Source organism: Streptomyces sp. NBC_00236 (genome assembly GCF_036195045.1).
Lineage (GTDB): Bacteria > Actinomycetota > Actinomycetes > Streptomycetales > Streptomycetaceae > Streptomyces.
In genome coordinates, this window is record NZ_CP108100.1 from 1,730,446 (window position 1) to 1,754,844 (window position 24,399).

Annotated in this window: 22 protein-coding genes; 7 read left to right on the forward strand and 15 right to left on the reverse strand. The window is 70.4% G+C overall.

What is annotated here, in order from left to right; genetic code table 11:
* Positions 1-33: 33 nt before the first annotated feature.
* Entirely contained in the window at positions 34-981 is a 948-nt protein-coding gene (locus OG446_RS07640; protein WP_328893297.1) for a heme o synthase, read from the reverse strand.
* A 474-nt stretch (positions 982-1,455) separates the two neighbouring features.
* Between OG446_RS07640 and tkt the strand changes: the two genes are divergently transcribed.
* The 6 genes from tkt to OG446_RS07670 all read left to right on the forward strand — a co-directional run bounded on the left by tkt (position 1,456) and on the right by OG446_RS07670 (position 8,480).
* Positions 1,456-3,558 (forward strand): transketolase, encoded by a 2,103-nt coding sequence (gene tkt / locus OG446_RS07645; RefSeq protein WP_328893298.1) that lies wholly within the window; start codon positions 1,456-1,458, stop codon positions 3,556-3,558.
* A 34-nt stretch (positions 3,559-3,592) separates the two neighbouring features.
* Positions 3,593-4,711 (forward strand): transaldolase, encoded by a 1,119-nt coding sequence (gene tal / locus OG446_RS07650; protein ID WP_328893299.1) that lies wholly within the window; start codon positions 3,593-3,595, stop codon positions 4,709-4,711.
* 5 nt (positions 4,712-4,716) lie between these two features.
* Positions 4,717-6,249 carry a glucose-6-phosphate dehydrogenase gene (gene zwf / locus OG446_RS07655; protein WP_148015892.1) on the forward strand — a complete coding sequence of 511 codons (1,533 nt, stop codon included), beginning with the start codon at positions 4,717-4,719 and terminating at the stop codon, positions 6,247-6,249.
* A complete protein-coding gene (opcA, locus tag OG446_RS07660) occupies positions 6,246-7,262 on the forward strand; it encodes a glucose-6-phosphate dehydrogenase assembly protein OpcA (RefSeq protein WP_328893300.1) in 1,017 nt (338 codons plus the stop codon). Before zwf ends, opcA begins: the two co-directional genes overlap by 4 nt.
* Positions 7,259-8,044 carry a 6-phosphogluconolactonase gene (pgl, locus tag OG446_RS07665; protein WP_328893301.1) on the forward strand — a complete coding sequence of 262 codons (786 nt, stop codon included), beginning with the start codon at positions 7,259-7,261 and terminating at the stop codon, positions 8,042-8,044. The genes opcA and pgl overlap by 4 nt, the downstream gene beginning before the upstream one ends.
* Before the next feature lie 79 nt (positions 8,045-8,123).
* Positions 8,124-8,480 (forward strand): VOC family protein, encoded by a 357-nt coding sequence (locus OG446_RS07670; protein ID WP_328893302.1) that lies wholly within the window; start codon positions 8,124-8,126, stop codon positions 8,478-8,480.
* A gap of 52 nt (positions 8,481-8,532) precedes the next feature.
* Here OG446_RS07670 and OG446_RS07675 read toward each other — a convergent pair whose 3' ends face one another.
* The 14 genes from OG446_RS07675 to OG446_RS07740 form a co-directional block, all read right to left on the reverse strand.
* Positions 8,533-10,050, reverse strand: coding sequence for a PH domain-containing protein (locus OG446_RS07675; protein WP_328893303.1), 1,518 nt, complete (start codon positions 10,048-10,050; stop codon positions 8,533-8,535).
* Complete coding sequence (locus OG446_RS07680) at positions 10,047-10,550, reverse strand: PH domain-containing protein (protein WP_328893304.1); 504 nt, start codon at positions 10,548-10,550, stop codon at positions 10,047-10,049. The genes OG446_RS07675 and OG446_RS07680 overlap by 4 nt, the downstream gene beginning before the upstream one ends.
* Positions 10,551-10,554: 4 nt before the next feature.
* The gene (gene pgi, locus OG446_RS07685; protein WP_328893305.1) at positions 10,555-12,207 is read right to left on the reverse strand and encodes a glucose-6-phosphate isomerase; all 1,653 of its coding nucleotides are present in this window, start codon (positions 12,205-12,207) and stop codon (positions 10,555-10,557) included.
* 173 nt (positions 12,208-12,380) lie between these two features.
* Positions 12,381-12,716 carry an RNA polymerase-binding protein RbpA gene (locus OG446_RS07690; RefSeq protein WP_078622699.1) on the reverse strand — a complete coding sequence of 112 codons (336 nt, stop codon included), beginning with the start codon at positions 12,714-12,716 and terminating at the stop codon, positions 12,381-12,383.
* Between the two features lie 108 nt (positions 12,717-12,824).
* Positions 12,825-13,061, reverse strand: coding sequence for a preprotein translocase subunit SecG (secG, locus tag OG446_RS07695; protein WP_018104607.1), 237 nt, complete (start codon positions 13,059-13,061; stop codon positions 12,825-12,827).
* Between the two features lie 109 nt (positions 13,062-13,170).
* A complete protein-coding gene (gene tpiA / locus OG446_RS07700; RefSeq protein ID WP_136328652.1) occupies positions 13,171-13,947 on the reverse strand; it encodes a triose-phosphate isomerase in 777 nt (258 codons plus the stop codon).
* Between the two features lie 6 nt (positions 13,948-13,953).
* Positions 13,954-15,165, reverse strand: a complete 1,212-nt coding sequence (locus OG446_RS07705; protein WP_328893306.1) for a phosphoglycerate kinase — start codon at positions 15,163-15,165, stop codon at positions 13,954-13,956.
* 108 nt (positions 15,166-15,273) lie between these two features.
* On the reverse strand, positions 15,274-16,284 hold the full coding sequence (gene gap, locus OG446_RS07710; RefSeq protein WP_328893307.1) for a type I glyceraldehyde-3-phosphate dehydrogenase: 1,011 nt from the start codon (positions 16,282-16,284) through the stop codon (positions 15,274-15,276).
* Positions 16,285-16,543: 259 nt separating this feature from the next.
* Positions 16,544-17,533: a DNA-binding protein WhiA gene (gene whiA, locus OG446_RS07715; protein ID WP_024494235.1), complete on the reverse strand. Its 990-nt coding sequence runs from the start codon at positions 17,531-17,533 to the stop codon at positions 16,544-16,546.
* Positions 17,524-18,555 carry a gluconeogenesis factor YvcK family protein gene (locus OG446_RS07720; protein ID WP_328893308.1) on the reverse strand — a complete coding sequence of 344 codons (1,032 nt, stop codon included), beginning with the start codon at positions 18,553-18,555 and terminating at the stop codon, positions 17,524-17,526. Before OG446_RS07720 ends, whiA begins: the two co-directional genes overlap by 10 nt.
* Entirely contained in the window at positions 18,552-19,517 is a 966-nt protein-coding gene (gene rapZ / locus OG446_RS07725; protein ID WP_328893309.1) for an RNase adapter RapZ, read from the reverse strand. Before rapZ ends, OG446_RS07720 begins: the two co-directional genes overlap by 4 nt.
* Positions 19,514-21,577 carry an excinuclease ABC subunit UvrC gene (gene uvrC / locus OG446_RS07730; RefSeq protein WP_328893310.1) on the reverse strand — a complete coding sequence of 688 codons (2,064 nt, stop codon included), beginning with the start codon at positions 21,575-21,577 and terminating at the stop codon, positions 19,514-19,516. The genes rapZ and uvrC overlap by 4 nt, the downstream gene beginning before the upstream one ends.
* 126 nt (positions 21,578-21,703) lie before the next feature.
* The gene (locus OG446_RS07735) at positions 21,704-22,591 is read right to left on the reverse strand and encodes a hypothetical protein (RefSeq protein WP_328893311.1); all 888 of its coding nucleotides are present in this window, start codon (positions 22,589-22,591) and stop codon (positions 21,704-21,706) included.
* Between the two features lie 4 nt (positions 22,592-22,595).
* The gene (locus OG446_RS07740; RefSeq protein ID WP_328893312.1) at positions 22,596-23,240 is read right to left on the reverse strand and encodes a papain-like cysteine protease family protein; all 645 of its coding nucleotides are present in this window, start codon (positions 23,238-23,240) and stop codon (positions 22,596-22,598) included.
* 227 nt (positions 23,241-23,467) lie between these two features.
* On the opposite strand from OG446_RS07740, the gene OG446_RS07745 reads away from it, so the two are divergent.
* Entirely contained in the window at positions 23,468-24,394 is a 927-nt protein-coding gene (locus OG446_RS07745) for a hypothetical protein (RefSeq protein WP_328893313.1), read from the forward strand.
* Positions 24,395-24,399 lie beyond the last annotated feature (5 nt).

A 24,399-nucleotide genomic window follows, 5' to 3' on the forward strand; every position in this document is an offset into this window, starting at 1 on the left:
CCCCGCCCGTCGGCAGGTCGTACGGAGGAGGTGCTACCGCAGGAAGGGGTCCACCGCCACGGCGACGAACAGCAGGGACACATAGGTGATCGACCAGTGGAACAGCCGCATCTCCTTGAGCTTCCCGCCGGTCACGCCGGACTTGGCCCGGCTCAGCAGGGCGTGCGCCTCCCAGAGCCAGAAGCCACCGGTCAGCACCGCCACCACCGTGTAGAACCAGCCGGTGTAGCCCAGCGGGGTCAGCAGCAGCGAGACGGCCACCATCACCCAGCTGTAGAGGACGATCTGGCGGGCCACCACCCGGTTGGAGGCAATGACCGGCAGCATCGGAACGCCGACCCGTGCGTAGTCGTCCTTCACCTTCATGGACAGCGGCCAGTAGTGCGGCGGCGTCCAGAAGAAGATGACGGCGAAGAGGATCACCGCGGCCCAGGACATCGAGTTCGTCACGGCGGACCAGCCGATGAGCACCGGCATGCAGCCCGCGATACCGCCCCAGACGATGTTCTGCGAGGTACGGCGCTTCAGGATCATCGTGTACACGACGACGTAGAAGAGCAGGGCGCCGAGCGACAGTGCCGCCGACAGCCAGTTCACCAGCAGCCCGAACCAGACCGTCGAGATCACCGCGAGGGCGATACCGAAGGCCAGGCACTCGCGCGGGCTCACCATTCCGGTGACCAGCGGGCGCTGCGACGTACGGTCCATCAACGCGTCGATGTCGCGGTCGATGTACATGTTCAGTGCATTGGCACCGCCGGCGGACAGGTATCCGCCGATGGTGGTAGTGAGCACGAGCCACAGGTCGGGTACACCCTGAGCGGCCAGGAACATCACCGGAACAGTGGTGATCAGCAACAGCTCGATGATCCGAGGCTTGGTCAGTGCCACGAATGCCTTGACACGGGCCCCGAATGGGCGATGGCCCCCTGGGCCCGGAGTCAAGGCGACCCCTGCGGGTCGGGACTCGACGGCCGTCACGCACACCCCTGACAGAGAAATCCCAGCAAGCTCCGGGCGTGTAGGCCCGGTAAAGACTTGCGCGAACCAGACCACTGTAGACGTTGGGGACAGGCCGTCCTTCGCGGGGGTGGGCTCGTGTTGATGTGGCGCGGGGCGTTGCCGCGGCACATGCGCGAACGCCCGCACGGGCCCTTGCGGGCCGCGGGGCGCCAGGAGCGCACGCACGCTCGTACAGATGTGCTCCGGACCACTCGGCGAGGGCGTCTCAGGAGTGGCTCCCGGCGCTCATCGGAGGCCTCAGGAGTGAGCCCTCACGCTCATCGGAGAGGGCCCATCGGTGAGGCCCCGCGCTCATACGGGAGGCGGATTCGACGGGCCGCCCGCACCCTGGAAGGAGCCGGAAATCGCGGGTCCTGACGGGGGTAGGCTCGGCAATGCCCGGTGCGGTCACAGTCACCGGTTTACGACAGTGGAGAGGAGCCCTGACTCAGGGTGAGCACCAAGCCGACCACCACAGACCTCCAGTGGACCGAATTGGACCAGCGGGCCGTGGACACCGTCCGCGTCCTCGCCGCGGACGCCGTACAGAAGGTCGGAAACGGCCACCCGGGTACGGCCATGAGCCTGGCTCCCGCCGCGTACACCATTTTCCAGAAGGTGATGCGGCACGACCCCGCCGACGCGGAGTGGACCGGCCGCGACCGGTTCGTGCTCTCGGCGGGCCACACCAGCCTGACCCTCTACATCCAGCTCTACCTGGCCGGGTACGGCCTGGAGCTCGATGACCTGAAGGCCTTCCGTACCTGGGGCTCGAAGACCCCGGGGCACCCGGAGTACGGCCACACCACCGGCGTGGAGACGACGACCGGCCCGCTGGGCCAGGGTGTCGCCAACGCCGTGGGCATGGCCATGGCCGCCCGCTACGAGCGCGGCCTGTTCGACCCGGAGGCGGCCCCCGGCACCTCCCCCTTCGACCACATGGTGTGGGTCGTCGCCGGCGACGGCTGCCTCCAGGAGGGCATCTCCGCGGAGGCGTCCTCGCTGGCCGGGCACCAGAAGCTGGGCAACCTGGTCCTGCTCTGGGACGACAACCACATCTCCATCGAGGGCGACACGGAGACCGCGGTCTCCGAGGACACCCTGAAGCGCTACGAGGCGTACGGCTGGCACGTCCAGCGCGTCGACCAGCTGCCCAGCGGCGACCTGGACCCGGCGGGTCTGTACAAGGCGCTGCTGGCCGCCAAGGCCGAGACCGAGCGCCCGTCGTTCATCGCGGCCCGCTCGATCATCGCCTGGCCCGCACCGCACGCCCAGAACACCGAGGCCTCGCACGGCTCCGCGCTCGGCGACGACGAGGTCGCCGCGACCAAGCGGGTCCTGGGCTTCGACCCGGAGAAGACCTTCGAGGTCGCCGACGAGGTCATCGCGCACACCCGTGAGGCACTGGACCGCGGCCGCGAGGCCAAGGCCGAGTGGGAGAAGACCTTCGCCGCGTGGCGCACCGCCAACCCGGAGCGCGCCGCCGAGTTCGACCGGATCTCCGCGGGCGAGCTGCCCGAGGGCTGGGAGGACAAGCTCCCCGTCTTCGAGCCCGGCAAGGGCGTCGCCACCCGCGCCGCCTCCGGCAAGGTGCTCCAGGCCCTCGGTGAGATCGTGCCCGAGCTGTGGGGCGGCTCCGCCGACCTCGCGGGCTCGAACAACACCACGATCGACAAGACCTCGTCGTTCCTCCCGGCCGGCAACCCGCTGCCGGAGGCCGACCCGTACGGCCGCACGATCCACTTCGGCATCCGCGAGCACGCCATGGCCGCGGCCATGAACGGCATCGCGCTGCACGGCAACACCCGCATCTACGGCGGCACCTTCCTGGTGTTCTCCGACTACATGCGCAACGCCGTGCGGCTGTCCGCGCTGATGCACCTGCCGGTGACGTACGTGTGGACGCACGACTCGATCGGTCTCGGCGAGGACGGCCCGACCCACCAGCCGGTGGAGCACATCGCCTCGCTGCGCGCGATCCCGGGCCTGAACGTGGTCCGCCCGGCCGACGCCAACGAGACCTCCCTCGCCTGGCGCGAGATCCTGCGCCGCTACACCAAGGTGTTCGGCAAGGGCGCTCCGCACGGTCTGGCGCTGACCCGCCAGGGTGTGCCGACGTACGAGGCGAACGAGAACGCGGTCAAGGGCGGCTACGTCCTGTTCGAGGCCGAGACGGCCGACGGGCACAGCGCAGCGCCCCAGGTCCTGCTGATCGGTACGGGCTCCGAGGTGCACCTCGCCGTCGAGGCGCGTGAGGAGCTCCAGGCCGCCGGCATCCCGACCCGTGTGGTGTCGATGCCGTGTGTCGAGTGGTTCGAGGAGCAGGACCAGGCGTACAAGGACAGCGTCCTGCCGCCGTCCGTCAAGGCCCGCGTGGCCGTCGAGGCGGGCATCGGTCTGACCTGGTACCGCTACGTCGGGGACGCCGGCCGGATCGTCTCGCTGGAGCACTTCGGTGCCTCGGCCGACGCCAAGGTCCTCTTCCGCGAGTTCGGCTTCACCGGCGAGGCCGTCGCGGCCGCCGCCCGGGAATCTCTCGCCGCCGTCACGCGCTGACGCCGTTATACGACTAGTAGGAGATGCAATTCTCATGACAGACGCACTCAAGCGCCTCTCCGACGAGGGCGTGGCGATCTGGCTCGACGATCTTTCGCGCAAGCGGATCACCTCGGGCAACCTCGCCGAGCTGATCGACCAGAGCCACGTCGTGGGTGTCACCACCAACCCCTCGATCTTCCAGAAGGCGATCTCGCACGGTGACGGTTACGAGCAGCAGCTCACCGACCTCGCCACCCGCAAGGTCACCGTGGACGAGGCCATCCGCATGATCACGACGGCGGACGTCCGTGACGCCGCCGACATCCTGCGTCCCGTCTTCGACGCCACCGAGGGCCAGGACGGCCGGGTCTCCATCGAGGTCGACCCGCGTCTGGCCCACCACACGGCGGCCACGGTCGCCGAGGCCAAGCAGCTGGCCTGGCTGGTGGACCGGCCGAACACGCTCATCAAGATCCCGGCGACGAAGGCCGGTCTGCCGGCGATCACCGAGGTCATCGGCAAGGGCATCAGCGTCAACGTCACGCTGATCTTCTCGCTGGAGCGCTACCGCGAGGTCATGGACGCCTACCTGGCGGGTCTGGAGAAGGCGAAGGCCGCGGGCCTGGACCTCTCCAAGATCCACTCGGTGGCTTCGTTCTTCGTCTCCCGCGTGGACTCCGAGATCGACAAGCGTCTCGACGCGGTCGGCACCGACGAGGCCAAGGCGCTGAAGGGCAAGGCGGCCCTCGCCAACGCCCGGCTCGCCTACCAGGCGTTCGAGGAGGTCTTCTCCTCGGACCGCTGGGCCGCGCTCGACAAGGCGCACGCCAACAAGCAGCGTCCGCTGTGGGCCTCCACCGGCGTGAAGGACCCCGCGTACAAGGACACGCTGTACGTGGACGACCTGGTCGCCCCCGGCACGGTGAACACCATGCCCGAGGCCACGCTGGAAGCGACCGCGGACCACGGGCAGATCACGGGCAACACCATCGCCGGCACCTACGAGCAGGCCCGTGCCGAGCTCGACGCCGTCGAGAAGCTGGGTGTCTCGTACGACGACGTCGTCCAGCTCCTCGAGGACGAGGGCGTCGAGAAGTTCGAGGCCGCCTGGATCGACCTGCTCAACTCGACCGAGGCAGAGCTCAAGCGCCTCGCCCCTTCGGAGGGCTGACCACTTTGTCTGGTGTTCCCGGAGCCAACCCGCTCCGTGACGCCCAGGACCGACGGCTCCCGCGTATCGCGGGGCCGTCGGGCCTGGTCATCTTTGGCGTCACGGGCGATTTGTCCCGTAAAAAGCTGATGCCCGCCGTCTACGACCTGGCCAATCGTGGCCTTCTGCCGCCGGGCTTCTCGCTCATCGGTTTCGCGCGCCGCGAGTGGCAGGACGAGGACTTCGCACAGGAGGTCCACGACGCCGTCAAGCAGCACGCCCGTACGCCGTTCCGCGAAGAGGTCTGGCAGCAGCTCATCCAGGGGATGCGCTTCGTCCAGGGCAACTTCGACGACGACGAGGCCTTCGAGACCCTGAAGGCCACCATCCAGGAGCTCGACCAGGCGCAGGGGACGGGCGGCAACTTCGCCTTCTACCTCTCCGTGCCGCCGAAGTTCTTCCCCAAGGTCGTCCAGCAGCTCAAGAAGCACGGGCTCGCCGACCAGAAGGAGGGTTCCTGGCGGCGTGCCGTCATCGAGAAGCCCTTCGGTCACGACCTGACGAGCGCGCAGGAGCTCAACCAGCTCGTGCACGACGTGTTCCCGCCCAACGAGGTCTTCCGGATCGACCACTACCTGGGCAAGGAGACGGTCCAGAACATCCTGGCGCTGCGGTTCGCCAACACGATGTTCGAGCCGATCTGGAACCGGAGCTACGTCGACCACGTCCAGATCACGATGGCCGAGGACATCGGCATCGGCGGCCGGGCCGGGTACTACGACGGCATCGGCGCAGCCCGTGACGTCATCCAGAACCACCTGCTCCAGCTGCTGGCGCTGACCGCGATGGAGGAGCCCGGCTCCTTCCACCCGAAGGCCCTGGTCGCCGAGAAGCTCAAGGTGCTCACGGCCGTCGAGCTGCCGGACGACCTGGGCAAGCACACCGTGCGCGGTCAGTACGCGCACGCGTGGCAGGGCGGCGAAGAGGTCCTCGGCTATCTGGAGGAGGACGGTATCGACCCCAAGTCGAAGACCGACACCTTCGCCGCGATCAAGCTGACGATCAACAACCGCCGCTGGGCGGGCGTGCCGTTCTACCTCCGTACCGGAAAGCGGCTCGGCCGCCGGGTCACGGAGATCGCGGTCGTCTTCAAGCGCGCCCCGTACCTCCCGTTCGAGTCCGGGGCGACGGAGGAGCTGGGCGGCAACGCCCTGGTCATCCGGGTCCAGCCGGACGAGGGCGTGACCGTGCGGTTCGGCTCCAAGGTGCCCGGCACCTCGATGGAGGTCCGGGACGTGACGATGGACTTCGCCTACGGCGAGTCCTTCACCGAGTCCAGCCCGGAGGCCTACGAGCGGCTCATCCTCGATGTGCTGCTCGGCGACGCCAACCTCTTCCCCCGCCACCAGGAGGTCGAACTCTCCTGGAACATCCTCGACCCGATCGAGCAGTACTGGGACAAGCACGGCAAGCCCGCGCAGTACCCGGCGGGCACCTGGGGCCCGGCCGAGGCGGACGAGATGCTCGCACGAGACGGACGGAGCTGGCGCCGGCCATGAAGATCGATCTCACGGAAACCACTTCCAGCAAGATCAACCAGGCGCTGGTGTCGGCCCGTCGTGCCATCGGCACCCCGGCGATCGGCATGGTGCTCACGCTGGTCATCGTCACCGACGAGGAGAACGCCTACGACGCTCTCAAGTCGGCGGGCGACGCCTCGCGCGAGCACCCTTCCCGGATCATCGCGGTGATCAAGCGGGTCAGCCGTTCGCCGCGCAACCGGCGTGACGCCCGGCTGGACGCCGAGGTCCGGGTCGGCTCCGACGCGGGTACCGGCGAGACCGTGGTGCTGCGGCTCCACGGCGAACTGGCCAACCACGCCCAGTCGGTCGTCCTGCCACTGCTGCTGCCGGACGCCCCGGTCGTGGTCTGGTGGCCGGAGGCCGCGCCCGCCGATCCGGCGAAGGACCCGCTGGGCGCGCTCGCCCAGCGCCGGATCACGGACGCCTACTCGGCGGAGCAGCCGAGCGCCGAACTGTCGGTGCGCGCGAAGTCGTACACCCCCGGGGACACGGACCTGTCCTGGACCCGGATCACGCCGTGGCGGTCGATGCTGGCCGCCGCACTCGACCAGCAGGCCGTGGACGTCGTCTCGGCGACGGTCGAGGGCGAGGCCGAGAACCCGAGCTGCGAGCTGCTGGCCATGTGGCTCGCGGACCGGCTCCAGGTCCCGGTCGAGCGCACCATGTCCGGCGGCCCCGGTCTGACGGCCGTCCGGATGGAGACCAAGTCCGGCACGATCGTGCTGGACCGGGCCGACGGTTCGCTGGCCACCCTCTCCATGGTGGGTCAGCCGGACCGCGCGGTGGCGCTCAAGCGCCGGGAGACCGCGGAGCTGCTCGCCGAGGAGCTCCGCCGGCTCGACCCGGACAACACGTACGAGTCGTCGGTGAAGTTCGGCGTGGAGCGGCTCGGGGAGGCGGCGAAGCCCAAGGCCGCCGCACCTTCCGGCCAGACCGCGCCCGCCGCCAAGAAGACGGCCGCGCCGGCGAAGAAGGCGGCGTCGAAGTGAGCGTCGTCCCGCAGCTCGTCGTGCACCGCGACAAGGAGCTGATGGCGCAGGCCGCGGCGGCCCGGCTGATCACGAAGATCGTGGACGCCCAGGCCGCACGCGGTCACGCCTCGGTGGTGCTCACCGGCGGCCGTAACGGCAACGGCCTGCTGGCCGCGCTCGCCGACGCGCCCGCCCGGGACGCGATCGACTGGTCGCGGCTCGACCTGTGGTGGGGCGACGAGCGGTTCCTGCCGGACGGCGATCCGGAGCGCAATGTCACGCAGGCCCGCAAGGCCCTGCTGGACTCGGTGCCGCTCGACCCGTCCCGGGTGCACGCGATGCCCGCGTCGGACGGGCCCTGCGGCCAGGACGTCGATGCGGCAGCGGCCGCGTACGCCGCCGAACTGGCCGCCGCGGCCGGTCCGGAGGACCACGGTCCGGTGCCGGTGTTCGACGTGCTGATGCTGGGCGTCGGCCCCGACACGCATGTGGCCTCGCTCTTCCCGGAGCTGCCCGCGGTACGGGAGACCGAGCGCACCGTCGTCGGTGTGCACGGGGCGCCCAAGCCGCCGCCCGTCCGCGTCTCGCTGACGCTGCCCGCCATCCGGGCGGCACGCGAGGTGTGGCTGCTCGCCGCGGGCGAGGACAAGGCGGAGGCCGCGGCCATCGCCCTGTCGGGTGCCGGGGAGATCCAGGCCCCGGCTGCCGGTGCCTACGGTCGCAGCCGGACGTTGTGGCTGCTGGACGCGGCGGCGGCCTCGCAGCTGCCGCGCGCCCTGTACCCGCCGGCGTCCGCCTGACCCCCCGTCAGCGGTACGCCTCGCAGGCCCGGTTCGCTCCTCGGAGCGTGCCGGGCCTGCGGCGTGAAAGGCTCGTCCCATGCATATCGGAAGCGTGGTGATGGGCGCGTCGGACGTACGGCGTGCGGCGGCGTTCTGGAAGGCGGCGCTCGGTTACGTCGAGCGCGAGCCGCTCGCCGAGGACTGGGTCGTGCTGGTCCCGGCAGAGGGACCCGGACCGGCGGTGTCGCTGGGCCTGAGCGATGTCCCGGTGCAGGAGGTCCCCCGGGTCCACGTCGACCTGTACACCGAGGAGCAGGACACCGAGGTGGCCCGGCTGCTCGCGCTCGGCGCCGTCCGGGTCGACTGGAAGCTGTACCCGCCGGACCCGGACTTCGTGGTCCTCGCGGACACCGAGGGCAACCGCTTCTGCGTCATCGACACGACGCACGGCTGACCGGGGCTCGTTCCCCGGCCCGCGCCCCTTCGGCGGAGCCGGGGAACGAGCCTCACTCCCCCGGCGGGTTCCGCTCCAGAAAGGGCTCCAGCAGCCCCGGCACGGCCTCGGAGGCGAAGGCGAGGCCCTCGGACGCGTCCGCGTCGTACACCGTGTAGGCACCCGCTCCCGCGGCCGTCGTCGCGGTGATGTTCAGTACCCCGGCCCGTCGCTGGAAGTACGACTGCCGGACCGTCCAGCCGATCACCCCGGCCCGCTCCAGCGCGGCGGTGGAGCGGCGCAGGGTGCCCGAGCGGGTCACCAGGTAGCCGCCGCTGAGGGCATGACCGAGACCGCGGTAGGCGTCGCGCGCCAGCAGCACCCCGACGGGCAGCCCGACGGCCGCGCAGCCGAGCGCGGTCCAGAGCAGGACCGGCGTCAGCAGGGCGCCGAGCAGGGCCTGGACCAGAACGGGTACCAGGACCGCCCAGTACGCCCGGCGCATCCGGCGGCCGCGCGCGGCGGGCGGATGCGCCGTCAGCGCGGCACCGGTCGGGGACACCGCCTCACGCAGCACCGCGGCTGCGGCCCCGTCGGCTACCTGCCGGGGAGCGGCGGGCAGCAGGGTGTTGTGGTCGCCGTGCTGTTCCTCGTCGTCCTTGGCCAGTCCGGTGGTGATGGCGTCGACCCGGGCGGCGCCCAGGAGCCGGACGCCGAGCGGCTCGACGAGGTCGACGCCGCGCAGCCGCCGCTCCTCGATGGAGACGGACCGGGAGGTGAGCAGTCCGCGCCGGATGCGCAGGGTGCCGCCCGGTTCGCGTTCGAGGCGGTAGTTCCACCACATCTCGACCCAGAGCCCCAGCGCGCCCACGACGCCGGCGAGCGTCGCGGCGAGCACGACGAGCACGATCACGGAGGGCAGGGAGAAGTCCCGCAACCGGTCGCTCGCCCACTCGATCACCTGGCCCTGCGCCCCGAACCAGTCGCTGACCTGCAGCACGGCCCCAGCCGCGGCGCCACCGAGTGCCGGGGCGACGAACGAGACCGGTGCGTAGCGGATCCAGCGCGGGTCGAGCGTGACGAGTTCGCCCTCGCGGTGGCTGCCGGACGCCTCGGTGAGGCCGCGTTCCAGGAGCGCGCGGCGCAGCCGTTCGCCCTCGGCGCGCAGGACCGGGTCGAGTTCCAGGGTGGAGTCGTCGCCGTGGTGCTCACCGGTGCCGATGCGGACGGTGACGAGGCCGAGGATGCGCTGGAGCAGGTGGGCGGTGAGGTCGACGCTGCGGATGCGTTCCCGTGCGAGGGAGCGCTTCCTGATGAGCAGGAGGCCGGTGTGGAGCTCGACCCGGTCGGCGCCGACGCGGTAGCGGGTCCGGCGCCAGCGCAGGTAGTCGGCGCCGGCGCTGCCCGCGATCAGCAGGGCCGCGCCCGCCGCCACCCAGCTGACGGCGGCGGCGAACCCGAACCGTCCGGAGAGCCCGAGCGTGGTCGGTACGGCGGCTCCGGCCGCCACGCCCGCCGTGACGAGGGCGGTGGCCAGGACCGTACGCCGGTCGAGCCGGCGCCAGTCCCCGGGCGGGGCGGCGGTGCTCATGTGGCGTCACCGGGGGTGTCCTGGGTGATCCGGGTCAGCCGCTCGGCGAGCTCGGCCGCCAGCTCGTGGTCGAGGCCCTCGATCCGGACGGGGCCCTTGGACGAGGCGGTGGTGACGGTGACCGTGGCGAGCCTGTAGAGCTGTTCGAGGGGGCCGCGCACGGTGTCCACGGTCTGGATCCGGGACATCGGCGCGATCCGCCACTCCTGCCACAGCACCCCCGTCCGGACGTACACCGCCTCGTCGGTGACCTCCCAGCGGTGCGTACGGAACCACCAGAGGGGGACGAGGACGGCGCAGCCGGTACCGAGGACCGCGAGCGCGGCGGCGGACAGCAGCAGCCAGGGCCGGGCGGACGGGATGAACACGCCCAGCACGGCCAGGACCACCACCGGCAGTGCCGTCAGCAGCAGCCACTGTGTCCGCCACCAGCCGACGGCCCGCGGGTCCAGCGTGTGTGCCGGAGCCCGCAGCCGTACGTCCCCGCCCCCCTCGGCCATGCGCTCAGCGCCCCCGCAACTCGCGGTAGGCGGTGACGAGCGCGGCGGTCGAACTGTCCAGCTCCTCCGCGCCCTTGCCCTCGGTCAGCACCGGCTCGATCTTCTTGGCGAGGACCTTGCCGAGCTCGACGCCCCACTGGTCGAAGGAGTCGATGTTCCATACGGCGCCCTGGACGAAGACCTTGTGCTCGTACAGCGCGATGAGCTGGCCGAGCACGGACGGGGTCAGCCGGTCGGCGAGGATCGTCGTCGTCGGGTGGTTGCCGAGGAAGGTCTTGTGCGGCACCAGTTCCTCGGGGACGCCCTCGGCGCGCACCTCGTCGGGGGTCTTGCCGAAGGCCAGGGCCTGGGTCTGGGCGAAGAAGTTGGCCATCAGCAGGTCGTGCTGGGCGACCAGGCCGGGCAGCAGTGCGTCGACCGGCTCGGCGAAGCCGATGAAGTCGGCCGGGATGACCTTGGTGCCCTGGTGGATCAGTTGGTAGTAGGCGTGCTGGCCGTTGGTGCCGGGGGTGCCCCAGACGACCGGACCGGTCTGCCAGTCGACCGGATTGCCGTCCCGGTCCACGGACTTGCCGTTGGACTCCATGTCGAGCTGCTGCAAGTACGCCGTGAACTTGGACAGATAGTGGCTGTAGGGCAGCACGGCGTGCGACTGGGCGTCGAAGAACGCGCCGTACCAGACACCCAGCAGGCCCAGCAGCAGCGGGACGTTCTCCTCGGCCGGGGCGGTGCGGAAGTGCTCGTCGACGAGGTGGAAGCCGTCGAGCATCTCGCGGAACCGGTCCGGACCGATGGCGATCATCAGCGAGAGGCCGATGGCCGAGTCGTACGAGTAACGGCCGCCGACCCAGTCCCAGAACTCGAACATGTTGGCGGTGTCGATGCCGAAGTCGGAGACCTTCTCCGCGTTGGTCGACAGGGCCACGAAGTGCTTGGCCACCGCGTCATGACCCGCCCTCAGACCCGTCAGGAGCCAGTCACGGGCCGAGGTGGCGTTGGTGATCGTCTCGATCGTGGTGAAGGTCTTCGACGCGATGACGAAGAGCGTCTCGGCCGGGTCGAGGTCGTGCACGGCCTCGTGCAGGTCGGCGCCGTCGACGTTGGAAACGAAGCGGACGGTGAGCGAGCGGTCCGTGAAGGAGCGCAGCACCTCGTACGCCATGGCGGGTCCGAGGTCGGAGCCGCCGATGCCGATGTTGACGATGTTCTTGATCGGCTTGCCGGTGTGGCCGGTCCACTCGCCGGACCTGACACGGTCGGAGAAGGCGGTCATCTTGTCGAGCACGGCGTGCACGGCGGGCACCACGTTCTCGCCGTCGGCCTCGATCACGGCATCGCGCGGGGCGCGGAGCGCGGTGTGCAGGACGGCGCGGTCCTCGGTGGTGTTGATCTTGTCGCCGCGGAACATCGCGTCCCGCAGCTCGGCGACCCCGGTGGCCCCGGCGAGCTCACGCAGCAGCCGGAGCGTCTCGTCGGTGACCAGTTGCTTGGAGTAGTCGACGTACAGGTCACCGACGCGCAGGCGGTATTCCGTGCCGCGCTCGGGGTCGTCCGCGAACAGCTGTCGCAAATGGGTCTTCCCGAGCTGCTCACGGTGCTTGCCCAGCGCGGTCCATTCCGGCGTCTGGTTGAGCCTGGTTCGGCTTTGTGCGTTCATCCCGGACATCAGCCCACTTCTTCTCGTAACCGCAGTTCCCCGCTGCCCCTCCAACTTAATTGATCAGGGCGGCGGACGGGACAACGGCGGGCTGCGGCACGGCAGAAGCGTTCCGGCCGGACACCCTGGGGGTGTCCGGCCGGTGAACAACTTCTACTGGGGCACGAGAGGGTTCAGATCTCGCCGCGGAGTTTGGCGAGGGCCTCCGCGAGGATCGCCTCACCGTCCGCGTCGCTGCGGCGCTCGCGCACGTACGCGAGGTGCGTCTTGTACGGCTCGGTGCGCGGCGGGTCCGGCGGGCTGTCCCGGTCCTGGCCGGCCGGGAATCCACAGCGCGGGCAGTCCCAGGTCTCCGGTACCTGCGCGTCATGGGCGAAGCTCGGCTGCGTCTCGTGCCCGTTCGAGCACCAGAAGGAGATGCGGGCCCGGGGCGCGGACTCGCCGCGCTCGGCCTCCCCCATCGGCCCCGCTCCGACCCGGCTTCCCCGGATCGCGTTGCCACTTGCCACGGTCGTAACTCCCTGCGTGATGGTGCTCGAAGATGCCCCAGTCTACGTAAGGCCCAACGCGCGTCCAGTGGTTGGAGTTACACCCTCACCGGAATCGCGTACGACGGGTCAGTTGTCCAGCTTGATGAGCAGACCAAGCACCACGATGCATGCGAACCAGCCCAGACCGACCACGACGGTGATCCGGTCGAGGTTGCGCTCGGCGACCGAGGAACCGCCGACGGAGGACTGCATTCCGCCACCGAACATGTCGGAAAGGCCGCCGCCCTTCCCCTTGTGCATCAGCACCAGCAGCATCAGCAGCAGGCTGAAGACGATCAGGGCGATCTCGAACCCCAAAATCACGGCTGGTCCCTACTTTCCGGAATTCCTGACTGCATGTGCGAACAACGGGGGCCGGGAGGCTGCCCTCCTGGCCCCCGCAAGGGTACGACGGATCCGCGCTAGCGCATACTCACTGGTCGCGGAAGCGGACGATCTTGACGAACTCGTCGGCGTCCAGTGCGGCGCCGCCGATCAGTGCGCCGTCCACATCGGGCTGCGCCATGATCGCGGCCACGTTGCCGGACTTCACCGAGCCGCCGTACTGGATGCGGACCGCGTCGGCCAGCTCCTGCGAGTACAGCTCGGCCAGGCGGACACGGATCGCACCGCAGACCTCCTGCGCGTCCTCGGGGGTGGCGACCTCGCCGGTGCCGATGGCCCAGACCGGCTCGTAGGCGATCACGATGGTCTCGGCCTGCTCGGCCGGGATGTCCTTGAGCGCGCCGTCGAGCTGGGCGAGCGTGTACGCGACCTGGTCACCGGCCTTGCGGATGTCCAGGCCCTCACCGACGCACAGGATCGGGGTCAGGCCGTGCTTGTAGGCGGCCTTCACCTTGGCGTTGCAGACCTCGTCGGTCTCCGCGTGGTACTGGCGGCGCTCGCTGTGGCCGACGGCGACGAAGGTGCACTTCAGCTTGGCGAGCATGGGGCCGGAGATCTCACCGGTGTACGCGCCGGAGTCGTGCGCCGAGATGTCCTGGGCGCCGTACTTGATCTTCAGCTTGTCGCCGTCGACCAGCGTCTGCACGGAGCGCAGGTCGGTGAAGGGCGGCAGGACGGCGACCTCCACGGCGTCGTAGTCCTTGTCGGCCAGGGCGAAGGCGAGCTTCTGGACGTGGGCGATGGCCTCGAGGTGGTTGAGGTTCATCTTCCAGTTGCCCGCCATCAGCGGGGTGCGAGTGGTCATGAAAGGTCAGTCCTCCAGTGCGGCGAGGCCGGGAAGCGTCTTGCCCTCGAGGTATTCGAGGCTGGCGCCGCCACCGGTCGAGATGTGTCCGAACGCGTTCTCGTCGAAGCCCAGGATGCGGACCGCGGCGGCGGAGTCGCCACCGCCGACCACGCTGAAGCCCGAGGAGTCGACGAGGGCCTGGGCGACCGCCCTGGTGCCCTCGGCGAAATCGGGGTGCTCGAAGACGCCCATCGGACCGTTCCAGAAGACGGTGGCCGCGTCGGCGAGCTTCGATGCGTAGAGCTTGTTGGTCTCCGGGCCGTTGTCCAGTCCCATCTGACCGGCCGGCATGGCGTCGGCGGCGACGGTGGTGGAGTGGGCCGGGGCCTTGGTCTTGAGGTCGGGGAACGCCGGGGCGACCACGACGTCGACGGGGAGCACGAACTCCACGCCCTTCTCCGCGGCGCGCTTGAGGTACTCCTGCACGACCGGGATCTGGTCCTCCTGCAGCAGCGAACTGCCGACCTCGTGGCCCTGGGCCTTGAGGAAGGTGTACGCCATGCCGCCGCCGATGAGGATGCGGTCGGCGCGCTCCAGGAGGTGGTCGATGACGCCGAGCTTGTCGGAGACCTTGGCGCCGCCGAGCACGACCGCGTAGGGGCGCTGCACGTCGTCGGTGAGCTTCTTCAGGACGCCGACCTCGGTGGCGATCAGGTCGCCCGCGGCATGCGGGAGCCTGGCCGGGAGGTCGAAGACCGAGGCGTGCTTGCGGTGCACGGCACCGAAGCCGTCACCCACGTACAGATCGGCGAGCTCGGCCAGCTGGTCGGCGAAGGCACCGCGCTCGGCGTCGTCCTTCGAGGTCTCGCCGGCGTTGAAGCGGAGGTTCTCGATGACGGCGACCTGGCCGTCGGTGAGCGCGGCGACGGTGGCGCGGGCGGACTCGCCGACCGTGTCGGTCGCGAAGGCCACGTCGGTCCCGAGCAGCTCACCGAGGCGGGTGGCCGCGGGGGCCAGCGAGAACGCCGGGTCCGGGGCGCCCTTGGGACGGCCCAGGTGCGAGGCGACGACGACGCGGGCGCCGGCCTCGGCCAGCTTCGCCACGGTCGGCTGGACGGCGCGGATGCGGCCGTCGTCGGTGATGGTGGTGCCGCTGAGCGGCACGTTGAGGTCGGCGCGGACGAATACGCGCTTGCCGCTGACCCCTTCGGCGAGAAGTTCGTCGATCGTCTTCATCTGTCTGGACTCCTTGGAGGACGAGAGAGCATGCAGCGGGGCCCGAACGGCGCTGCGTTGCGCCGTTCGAGCCCCGTGCTCACATCGAGGTGCCTGCCGATCCTGGGATCAGAGCTGGCCGCCGACGAAGACGGTCAGGTCGACGAGGCGGTTGGAGTAACCCCACTCGTTGTCGTACCAGCCGAGGATCTTCACCGTGCTGCCTTCCTGGACCATGGTCAGGGAGGAGTCGAAGGTGCAGGACGACGGGTCGCCGACGATGTCCGAGGACACGATCGGGTCCTCGGTGTACGTCAGGAAGCCCTTCAGGTCGCCGTCGTCGGACGCCTTCTTGAAGGCGGCGTTGACCTCGTCCTTGGTGACCTCGCGCTGCAGCGTCACGACGAGGTCGGTGGCGGAACCGGTCGGGACCGGAACACGCATCGCGATACCGTCGAGCTTGCCCTTGAGCTGCGGCAGGACCAGGGCGGTGGCCTTGGCGGCACCCGTCGTGGTCGGGATGATGTTCTCCGCGGCGGCGCGGGCGCGACGCAGGTCGGAGTGCGGGAAGTCCAGGATGCGCTGGTCGTTCGTGTACGCGTGGACCGTCGTCATCAGGCCCTTGACGATGCCGAAGTTCTCGTCGATAACCTTGGCCATCGGCGCCACACAGTTGGTGGTGCAGGAGGCATTGGAGATGACGTGGTGGTTGGCCGCGTCGTACTTGTCCTGGTTGACGCCCATCACGATGGTGATGTCCTCGTCCTTGGCCGGAGCCGAGATGAGGACCTTCTTGGCGCCGCCCGCGATGTGCTTGGCGGCGTCGGCCTTCTTGGTGAAGATGCCGGTCGACTCGATGACGATGTCGACGCCCAGCTCACCCCACGGGATGTCTGCCGGGTTGCGCTCCGAGAGCACCTTGATGGTGTGGCCGTCGACGGTGATGGTGTCGGCGGTGTGGCTCACCTCTGCCTTGAGACGACCCAGAATGGTGTCGTACTTCAGCAGGTGGGCCGTGGTCGCAGTGTCACCCAGGTCGTTGACAGCCACGATCTCGATGTCCGCACCCTGCTCCAGCAGCGCGCGGAAGTAGTTACGACCGATGCGGCCAAAGCCGTTGATGCCTACGCGGATCGTCACGAACCGATCTCCTCGTTAGGTACGCCGGTTTTCGACGCCGGCGAGTTGTATGGGATGTCCCCGACCGCCTCCGACCCTACCTCTCCGAAGCCTTCGGGGTGACATCGAGCGGGGCCATAGGAACGGCGGAAGCCCGTACTCCCCAGTAGGAGTACGGGCTTCCGGTTGTCCGGTCCCCCTCGCTGCGGCGATTACGCAGCGTCAACGCCCGCGGGTGCGCGGCGCGTTCCCCCCGCAGCTCGCCGGCAGGGGGCGCGGATCAGCCGACCAGGCCGTCGGCCAGCTCTTCGCTGAGAGTGGATTCCGTGCTCGGGATGCCGAGGTCCTGGGCCCGCTTGTCGGCCATCGCCAGGAGGCGGCGGATCCGTCCGGCGACGGCGTCCTTGGTCAGCGGCGGGTCGGCGAGCGCGCCCAGCTCCTCCAGGGAGGCCTGCTTGTGCTCCATGCGCAGCCGTCCGGCCGCCGCGAGGTGCTCGGGGACCTCCTCGCCGAGGATCTCCAGCGCGCGCCCCACCCGGGCGCCTGCGGCCACCGCGGCCCGGGCGGACCGGCGCAGGTTCGCGTCGTCGAAGTTGGCGAGCCGGTTGGCGGTGGCGCGGACCTCGCGCCGCATCCGCCGCTCCTCCCAGGCCAGCACCGACTCGTGGGCGCCGAGCCGGGTCAGCAGCGCGCCGATGGCGTCACCGTCCCGGACGACGACGCGGTCCACGCCACGCACCTCTCGGGCCTTCGCCGCGATGGAGAGCCTGCGGGCGGCGCCGACCAGCGCGAGCGCGGCCTCCGGACCGGGGCAGGTCACCTCCAGGGAGGAGGAGCGGCCCGGCTCGGTGAGCGAGCCGTGGGCCAGGAAGGCCCCGCGCCAGGCGGCCTCGGCATCACAGGTGGCCCCCGAGACCACCTGCGGGGGAAGTCCGCGGATGGGACGGCCCCGGCCGTCCACCAGGCCGGTCTGGCGGGCAAGCTGGTCGCCGCCCGCCACCACGCGCACGACGTAGCGCGAGCCGCGCCGCAGCCCGCCGGGCGCCATCACGATGAGCTCCGAGCTGTGCCCGAAGATCTCGAGAATGTCCCGCTTCAGCCGGCGCGCCGCCATCGCGGTGTCCAGCTCCGCCTCGATCACAATCCGGCCGCTCACCAGGTGCAGCCCACCCGCGAACCGAAGAATCGCCGAGACTTCTGCCTTCCTGCAGCAGGTCCGGGTTACGGGAAGCCGAGAGATTTCGTCCTTCACCGCTGGCGTCATCGCCATGGGCCGATCCTTCCATGCATCCGAAAAATACGGTCGTACGCGGCAGCCAACAGCTCCGGGTCATGAATCGGATCGCCGTCGGGTGAGGCCACGGGCGCCAGCTCGACCGCGGCGCCGAGCCGTTTCGCGGCATCGACGAGGGACTCGCGGTCGGGCACGGCGGCCTCGTCGGCCAGCACCACGTCCAAGGCGAGTTTAGGGGCGTGTCGTCCCAAAACCTCCAAATGACGCTGCGGAGAGAAGCCATCTGTTTCACCGGGTTGCGGTGCGAGGTTCAGCGAGAGGACCTTCCGGGCCTTCGTCTCGATCAGTGCGTCCAGCAGATCGGGCACGAGCAGATGCGGAATGACGGAGGAGAACCAGGACCCGGGACCGAGCACCACCCAGTCCGCGTCCAGGACCGCGGCGACCGCTTCGGGGACGGCCGGCGGGTCGTGCGGGACCACGTGCACGGACTGGACCTCGCCCGGGGTGAGCGCCACGGTGGCCTGGCCGCGCACCGTGTCCACCTGGTCCGGGTGGTCGGGGTCGTGCCCCTTGACGAGGGCCTGGAGCTCCAGCGGCACGGCGGACATGGGCAGCACCCGGCCGTGCGCGCCGAGGAGCTTGCCGACCAGGTCCAGGGCCTGCACGTGGTCGCCGAGCTGCTCCCACAGGGCGACGATCAGCAGATTGCCGACCGCGTGTTCGTGCAGGTCGCCCTTGGACTGGAAGCGGTGCTGGATGACCTGGGCCCAGGTCTGGCCCCAGTCGTCGTCGCCGCACAGGGCGGCCAGCGCCTTGCGCAGATCGCCGGGTGGCAGGACGCCCAGCTCCTCGCGGAGCCGGCCGCTGGATCCGCCGTCGTCGGCGACGGTGACCACCGCGGTCAGGTCTCCGGTGATCCGCCGCAGCGCGGTGAGCGAGGCGGACAGACCCATGCCGCCGCCGAGCGCGACGACCTTGGGCTGTGCGCCGCGCTTGCGGCCCGACAGCGGGGTGCCCCTGCGCAGTCTGCGCAGACGCATGTTGCGACTGGTCACTCGCGCCCCATGTCCCGGTGCACGAGCACGGTCTCGATGCCCTCGGCGGCGAGCCGGGCGGACAGCTTCTCCGACATGGCCACCGAACGGTGCTTGCCGCCCGTGCAGCCGACGGCGATGGTCACGTACCGCTTGCCCTCGCGGCGGTAACCCGCGGCGACGAGCTGGAGCAGTTCCGTGTACTGGTTGAGGAACTCCTTGGCGCCCGGCTGGTCGAAGACGTACGCGGACACCTCCTCGTTGAGGCCGGTGAAGGGGCGCAGCTCGGGGACCCAGTGCGGGTTGGGCAGGAAGCGGCAGTCCACCACGAGGTCGGCGTCGACGGGCAGCCCGTACTTGAAGCCGAAGGACATCACGGTGGCGCGGAGCTCCGGCTCCTCGTCGCCCGCGAACTGGGCGTCCATCTTGGCGCGCAGTTCGTGCACGTTGAGGCTGGAGGTGTCGATCACCAGGTCGGCGTCGCCGCGCAGCTCGCGCAGCAGGTCGCGCTCGGCGGCGATCCCGTCGACGATGCGGCCGTCGCCCTGGAGGGGGTGCGGTCGGCGGACCGACTCGAAGCGTCGGACCAGGGCGTCGTCGGAGGACTCCAGGAAGACGATCCGGCGGGTGACGCCCTTGGACTCCAGGTCGGCGAGGGACTCCCGCAGGTTGTCGAAGAAGCGACGGCCGCGGACGTCGACGACGACGGCGATCCGTGCCACGTTGCCCTGCGAGCGGGCGCCGAGCTCCACCATGGTGGGGATCAGCGCGGGCGGCAGGTTGTCGACGACGAACCAGCCGAGGTCCTCCAGACACTTGGCCGCCGTGCTGCGGCCCGCGCCCGACATTCCGGAGATGATCACCAGCTCGGGGATGGCCACCGTGCTGTCGCCCGTCTCGATCGAGGTGCCCGTACTCACGTCTGCTGCTCCGTCTGCTCGGTCTGTGCGGTCGTGCCCGTGTTCATTCTCGTTCTCGGTCATGCCGTGCTGCCCCCGTCGTCCTCTTCAATGATCTCTCCTGTGGCCGTGTTCACGGCGGGCGTGGCCGGGGCGGCCGCGGCGAGGGCGACAGCCACTGATTCCGCCGTCCTGCGGCCTATCCCCGGAACCTCGCAGATCTCGTCGATTGTCGCCTGCCGCAGCTTCTTCACGGAGCCGAAATGCTTGATCAACGCCTGTTTCCGGGTCTCTCCCAGACCGGAGACCGCGTCCAGGGGGCTGGAGCGGATGCGCTTGGCCCGTTTGGCGCGCTGGTAGGTGATGGCGAAGCGGTGTGCCTCGTCGCGGACGCGCTGGAGGAGGTAGAGGCCCTCGCTGGAACGGGGCAGGACCACCGGGTCGTCGTCATCGGGCAGCCAGACCTCTTCCAGCCGCTTGGCCAGGCCGCAGACGGCGATGTCGTCGATCCCCAGTTCGTCGAGGGCCCGCTTGGCCGCGGCGACCTGGGGCTGCCCGCCGTCGACCACCAGGAGCTGCGGCGGGTAGGCGAACCGCTTGGGCCGGCCGTCGTCCTCACGGGGCTCGGCGGCCGCGTCCTGGTCGGGGGCGGCGGGCACGGGTCCCGTGGTAGCGGGGCCGACGGCGGGGCTGTCGGCCCCCGGACCGTCAGTGCCGGTGCCTTCCTCCCACTCCCCTGTCCGCTCCTTCTCCTGGAGGTAGCGCCGGAAGCGCCGGCTGATCACCTCGTGCATCGAGCGGACGTCGTCCTGTCCCTCGAAGCCCTTGATCTGGAAGCGGCGGTACTCCCCCTTGCGGGCCAGACCGTCCTCGAAGACCACCATCGACGCCACCACGTCGTCTCCCTGGAGGTGGGAGATGTCGAAGCACTCGATGCGCAGCGGGGCCGTGTCGAGGCCGAGCGCCTCGGCGATCTCCTCCAGGGCCCGGGACCGGGTGGTCAGGTCGGAGGCGCGCTTGGTCTTGTGCAGTCCGAGGGCCTGCAGGGCGTTGCGCTGGACCGTCGCCATCAGGTCCTTCTTGTCCCCGCGCTGCGGGATGCGCAGGCTGACCTGGGAGCCCCGGCGGCCGGCCAGCCACTGGGAGACCGCCTCGGGGTCCTCGGGAAGGGCCGGGACGAGGACCTCCTTGGGGACGGAGTCGCCGGTCTCCTCGCCGTACAGCTGCTGCAGCGCGTGCTCGACGAGCCCCGAGGTGTCGACGTTCTCCACCTTGTCGGTGACCCAGCCGCGCTGGCCGCGCACCCGGCCGCCGCGGACGTGGAAGATCTGGACCGCAGCCTCCAGCTCGTCCTCCGCGACCGCGATCAGGTCGGCGTCGGTGGCGTCGGCGAGGACGACGGCGCTCTTCTCCATGGCGCGCTTGAGCGCCTCCACGTCGTCGCGCAGGCGGGCCGCGCGCTCATACTCCATCTCCTCGGCCGCCGCCATCATGTCCTTCTCCAGGCGGCGGATGTACGTGCCGGTGCGGCCGGCCATGAAGTCGCAGAAGTCGTCCGCCAGTTCCCGGTGCTCCTCGGGGGTGATCCGTCCGACGCAGGGGGCCGAGCACTTGCCGATGTAGCCGAGGAGGCAGGGGCGGCCGGTCCTGGCGGCGTTCTTGAAGACGCCGGCGGAGCAGGTGCGTACCGGGAAGACCCGGAGCATCAGGTCGACCGTCTCGCGGATCGCCCAGGCGTGCCCGTACGGACCGAAGTAACGCACGCCCTTCTTCTTGGCACCGCGCATGACCTGAACGCGCGGGAACTCCTCGTTGAGCGTGACCGCGAGATACGGATAGCTCTTGTCGTCGCGGTACTTGACGTTGAACCGGGGGTCGAACTCCTTGATCCAGGAGTACTCGAGCTGGAGCGCCTCGACCTCCGTGGAGACGACGGTCCACTCCACGGACGCGGCGGTGGTCACCATCGTGCGCGTGCGCGGATGGAGGCCGGACAGGTCCTGGAAGTAGTTGGCCAGGCGCTGGCGCAGGCTCTTCGCCTTCCCGACGTAGATCACCCGGCGGTGTTCGTCGCGGAATTTGTAGACCCCCGGGGAGTCGGGGATCTGTCCCGGCTTGGGGCGGTAGCTGGAGGGGTCTGCCATGGCTCCCACCCTACTTGCGGGCAGTGACAGCACGGTGTGGTCCGGGGATGGTGCCGCGCTCCGGGACACGGGGTGGGGGCACGTGTCCCGGAGTGCGGGGTCATCGGGCCCGGACGGGCCCCGTGGTCACGTTGTCCTGCGGCGGTGGCGGGTGCGCAGGACGGTGACGCCGCAGAGGGCGAGTACGGCGACGGCGCCCGCGGCCGCCGCCCCGGAGGTCGCCGTCAGCGCGGTGCCCGTGGCGGTGCCCGCCGCGATGGCGGGCCCGGGCCGTCCCTCTGCGGGCTGCGCGCCGGTGGGCCCGTAGCCGCCCGCACGGCCCGCGCGGGCGTAGCCGGAACCGGGGAGCTTGTCCGCGTACGCATTGCGTACCCGGGTGCGGTAGGCGGCCAGCGTGGTGCCGCCCGCGCCGACCGCACGCACTGCGTCCCCGTCCAGCGGGAGCACCCGGCTGCCCTTCTGGACGTACCAGGCGTCGATCTGCGGTTCGCGGAAGACGATGCCGCCGGGCAGTTTGCGGGCGCCTGCGGCCGCGTACCTGGTCTCGTCGTCGCCGGTGGCGATGTTCACCACCTGCCAGTTCCCGTCCTTCCCCGGTTCGGGGAGTGTCCAGAGTGATGCCTTCTGGCCGTCCGAGGAGACCGCCGTGCTGGCCAGGTAGTCCAGTGCGGCGACGGGCGCCCCGGGTTCTCCCGCGACGAAGTCCGCGGACAGGGTGCGTACGGGCACGGCCGCGCCCTCGATCCGGGGTGCGGCGGCCGCCCTGGTGACGGCTCCCTCACGGGCGAAGAAGCGGGACAGCGTGTCCAGGGTCGTGGCGTCGGTGGCCGCCTCGTGGGCCGCCGCCAGGGCCGCCGGGGTGGCCGAGGGCCCGGTGGCCGCGGCGGCCTGCGGGGCGACGGTGAGCAGGGCGGCACCGGCCAGCACGCCGCTCGCGGCCAGTGCGGCGGCGAACGGACGTGCACGGCGTGCGGTCCGCGTGGCGGGAAGGCCCGGGGAACGGGTGGAGGTCATGCCGTCACGCCCCTATCCGGTAGAGCGAGTGGGTCCAGGAGAACTCGCTGTTGTTCACGTACCAGGCGTGCGAGGCCCAGTTGTAGCGGTCGCTGGAGGGCCAGGGATCGCCCCAGTAGACCCAGCTGTTCGCGTCGTCGTACCCGTACAGGACATGCATGTGGCCGCCACCGGAGGACCACTGGATGCGGGTCTCCACCGGACGTCCGGCGGTGATCTCGGCCTGCACGGTCGGGTAGCGCAGCCAGCCGGTGACATACGAGCCGGGGTTGATGCCGGCCCAGTACAGACCGTCCTGGACGTTGCCGAGCGAGGCCTGCGAGTTGGGGCACTCGTAGCCCTGGGCACGCCCGAACGCGGCGTTGCAGAACTGGTTCTGGCTGTAGTTCCGGCCGAACCAGGTGGCGATGGTGTTGCCGGCTGCGGCCCAGCACCAGTTCGTCTTCTGCTGGGCCTGCATGCTGATGTTCAGCCGCTGGGCGGCGGCGAGGGTGCCCGTCGCGGAGGAGGCGGTGAACTGCTGACCGGCGGCAGCGGAGGCGTGGTGGTGCTGATCGGCGGCGGCGGTCGCCGTGGGGGCGGCGAGCAGTACGGCGGCGAGGACGGCTGTCACCGACAGCCGTCCCGGCCGGATTCTTCGGTTGCGCATGGCGTTCCTCCCATGGCGGGGGGTGGGGGATCCAAGGAGCGCGTCCGGACGCTGACGAGGAGCATCAACCGTTGTCGGAAGCCGGTCAACACGCTTCAATGCGGGGGAACATCGCGGTGTGAACGCCGGTGGCGGGTGCGTGAACGCTCTCCCCCTGCCACCTGCGGTCCCACACCCGCCGGCGCGGCCCGGCCGTCGCCCGTCGTGAACGTTCACCTGGAGGACGCATGCAGCACACCGAGGCCGAACTGGCGCAGGTGCTGCACACCGGCCCGTTCCATCTGGCGCTCCGCACCGCACTCTCGGTACGCGGACTGCCGCTCCAGCGGGTGCAGCACCATCTGGCGCATCGCGGTGTCAAGGTCGGTGTGACCAGTCTCAGTTACTGGCAGCAGGGCGCCCGCCGGCCGCAGCGGCCGGAGTCCCTGCGGGCGGTGAAGGCGCTGGAGGAGGTGCTGGAGCTGCCGGGGAACTCCCTGCTCGGGCTGTTGGGATCCGGGGAGTCCGGCGCCGACGCCGACCGCCCGCCGGCCCGCTCGTACCGCTCCCTGATGGAGGCCTCCGGGGCGGTGGAGCGGCTGCTCGCGGCGATGGAGTCGCCCTCGGACGGCGGGCTGCACACGGTGGGGCATCAGGAGCGGGTACGGATCGGTCCCGGCCGCCGGATGGAGGTCCGGAGCTCGCAGCACGTCGTGCGCGCCCACCGCGACGGCGTCGACCGCTATCTCGCCGTGTACCGCGGCGACCCGGGGTGCGATCCGGCACGGGTCGCGGTGAGCGCCCGGGAGAACTGCCGGACGGGGCGGGTCCGATGGGACGCGGAGACGGGGGTACTGGTCGCGGAGCTGCTCTTCGACACCCGGCTGCGGGCGGGCGAGACGTACCTCTTCGGCTACGGCTTCGAGGACGGTACGGGAGGGCCGTGCGGCGAGTACGTCCGCGGCTTCAGCTTCGGCGGCGGGCAGTACGTGCTGCAGGTCGGCTTCGACGAGGAGGCGCTGCCGGTACGGTGCCGGCGGTTCGCGCAGGTCTCGGCGGGGGCACCGCGCGGGGCCCGGACCGATCTCACGCTCACCGGCCGGCACCGGACCGTTCATCTGGTGGAGCAGGGGGTGCGGCCCGGTCTGGTCGGCATCGACTGGGACTGGGAGTGAGGCCG

Excerpts from the sequence above, each read along its gene's own strand:
- tal (WP_328893299.1), top strand. The coding sequence starts at position 3,593 with ATGACAGACGCACTCAAGCGCCTCTCCGACGAGGGCGTGGCGATCTGG.
- opcA (WP_328893300.1), top strand. The coding sequence starts at position 6,246 with ATGAAGATCGATCTCACGGAAACCACTTCCAGCAAGATCAACCAGGCG.
- OG446_RS07670 (WP_328893302.1), top strand. The coding sequence starts at position 8,124 with ATGCATATCGGAAGCGTGGTGATGGGCGCGTCGGACGTACGGCGTGCG.
- OG446_RS07675 (WP_328893303.1), bottom strand. The coding sequence starts at position 10,050 with ATGAGCACCGCCGCCCCGCCCGGGGACTGGCGCCGGCTCGACCGGCGT.
- OG446_RS07680 (WP_328893304.1), bottom strand. The coding sequence starts at position 10,550 with ATGGCCGAGGGGGGCGGGGACGTACGGCTGCGGGCTCCGGCACACACG.
- pgi (WP_328893305.1), bottom strand. The coding sequence starts at position 12,207 with ATGAACGCACAAAGCCGAACCAGGCTCAACCAGACGCCGGAATGGACC.
- tpiA (WP_136328652.1), bottom strand. The coding sequence starts at position 13,947 with ATGACCACTCGCACCCCGCTGATGGCGGGCAACTGGAAGATGAACCTC.
- OG446_RS07705 (WP_328893306.1), bottom strand. The coding sequence starts at position 15,165 with ATGAAGACGATCGACGAACTTCTCGCCGAAGGGGTCAGCGGCAAGCGC.
- whiA (WP_024494235.1), bottom strand. The coding sequence starts at position 17,533 with ATGGCGATGACGCCAGCGGTGAAGGACGAAATCTCTCGGCTTCCCGTA.
- rapZ (WP_328893309.1), bottom strand. The coding sequence starts at position 19,517 with ATGACCGAGAACGAGAATGAACACGGGCACGACCGCACAGACCGAGCA.
- uvrC (WP_328893310.1), bottom strand. The coding sequence starts at position 21,577 with ATGGCAGACCCCTCCAGCTACCGCCCCAAGCCGGGACAGATCCCCGAC.
- OG446_RS07735 (WP_328893311.1), bottom strand. The coding sequence starts at position 22,591 with ATGACCTCCACCCGTTCCCCGGGCCTTCCCGCCACGCGGACCGCACGC.
- OG446_RS07740 (WP_328893312.1), bottom strand. The coding sequence starts at position 23,240 with ATGCGCAACCGAAGAATCCGGCCGGGACGGCTGTCGGTGACAGCCGTC.
- OG446_RS07745 (WP_328893313.1), top strand. The coding sequence starts at position 23,468 with ATGCAGCACACCGAGGCCGAACTGGCGCAGGTGCTGCACACCGGCCCG.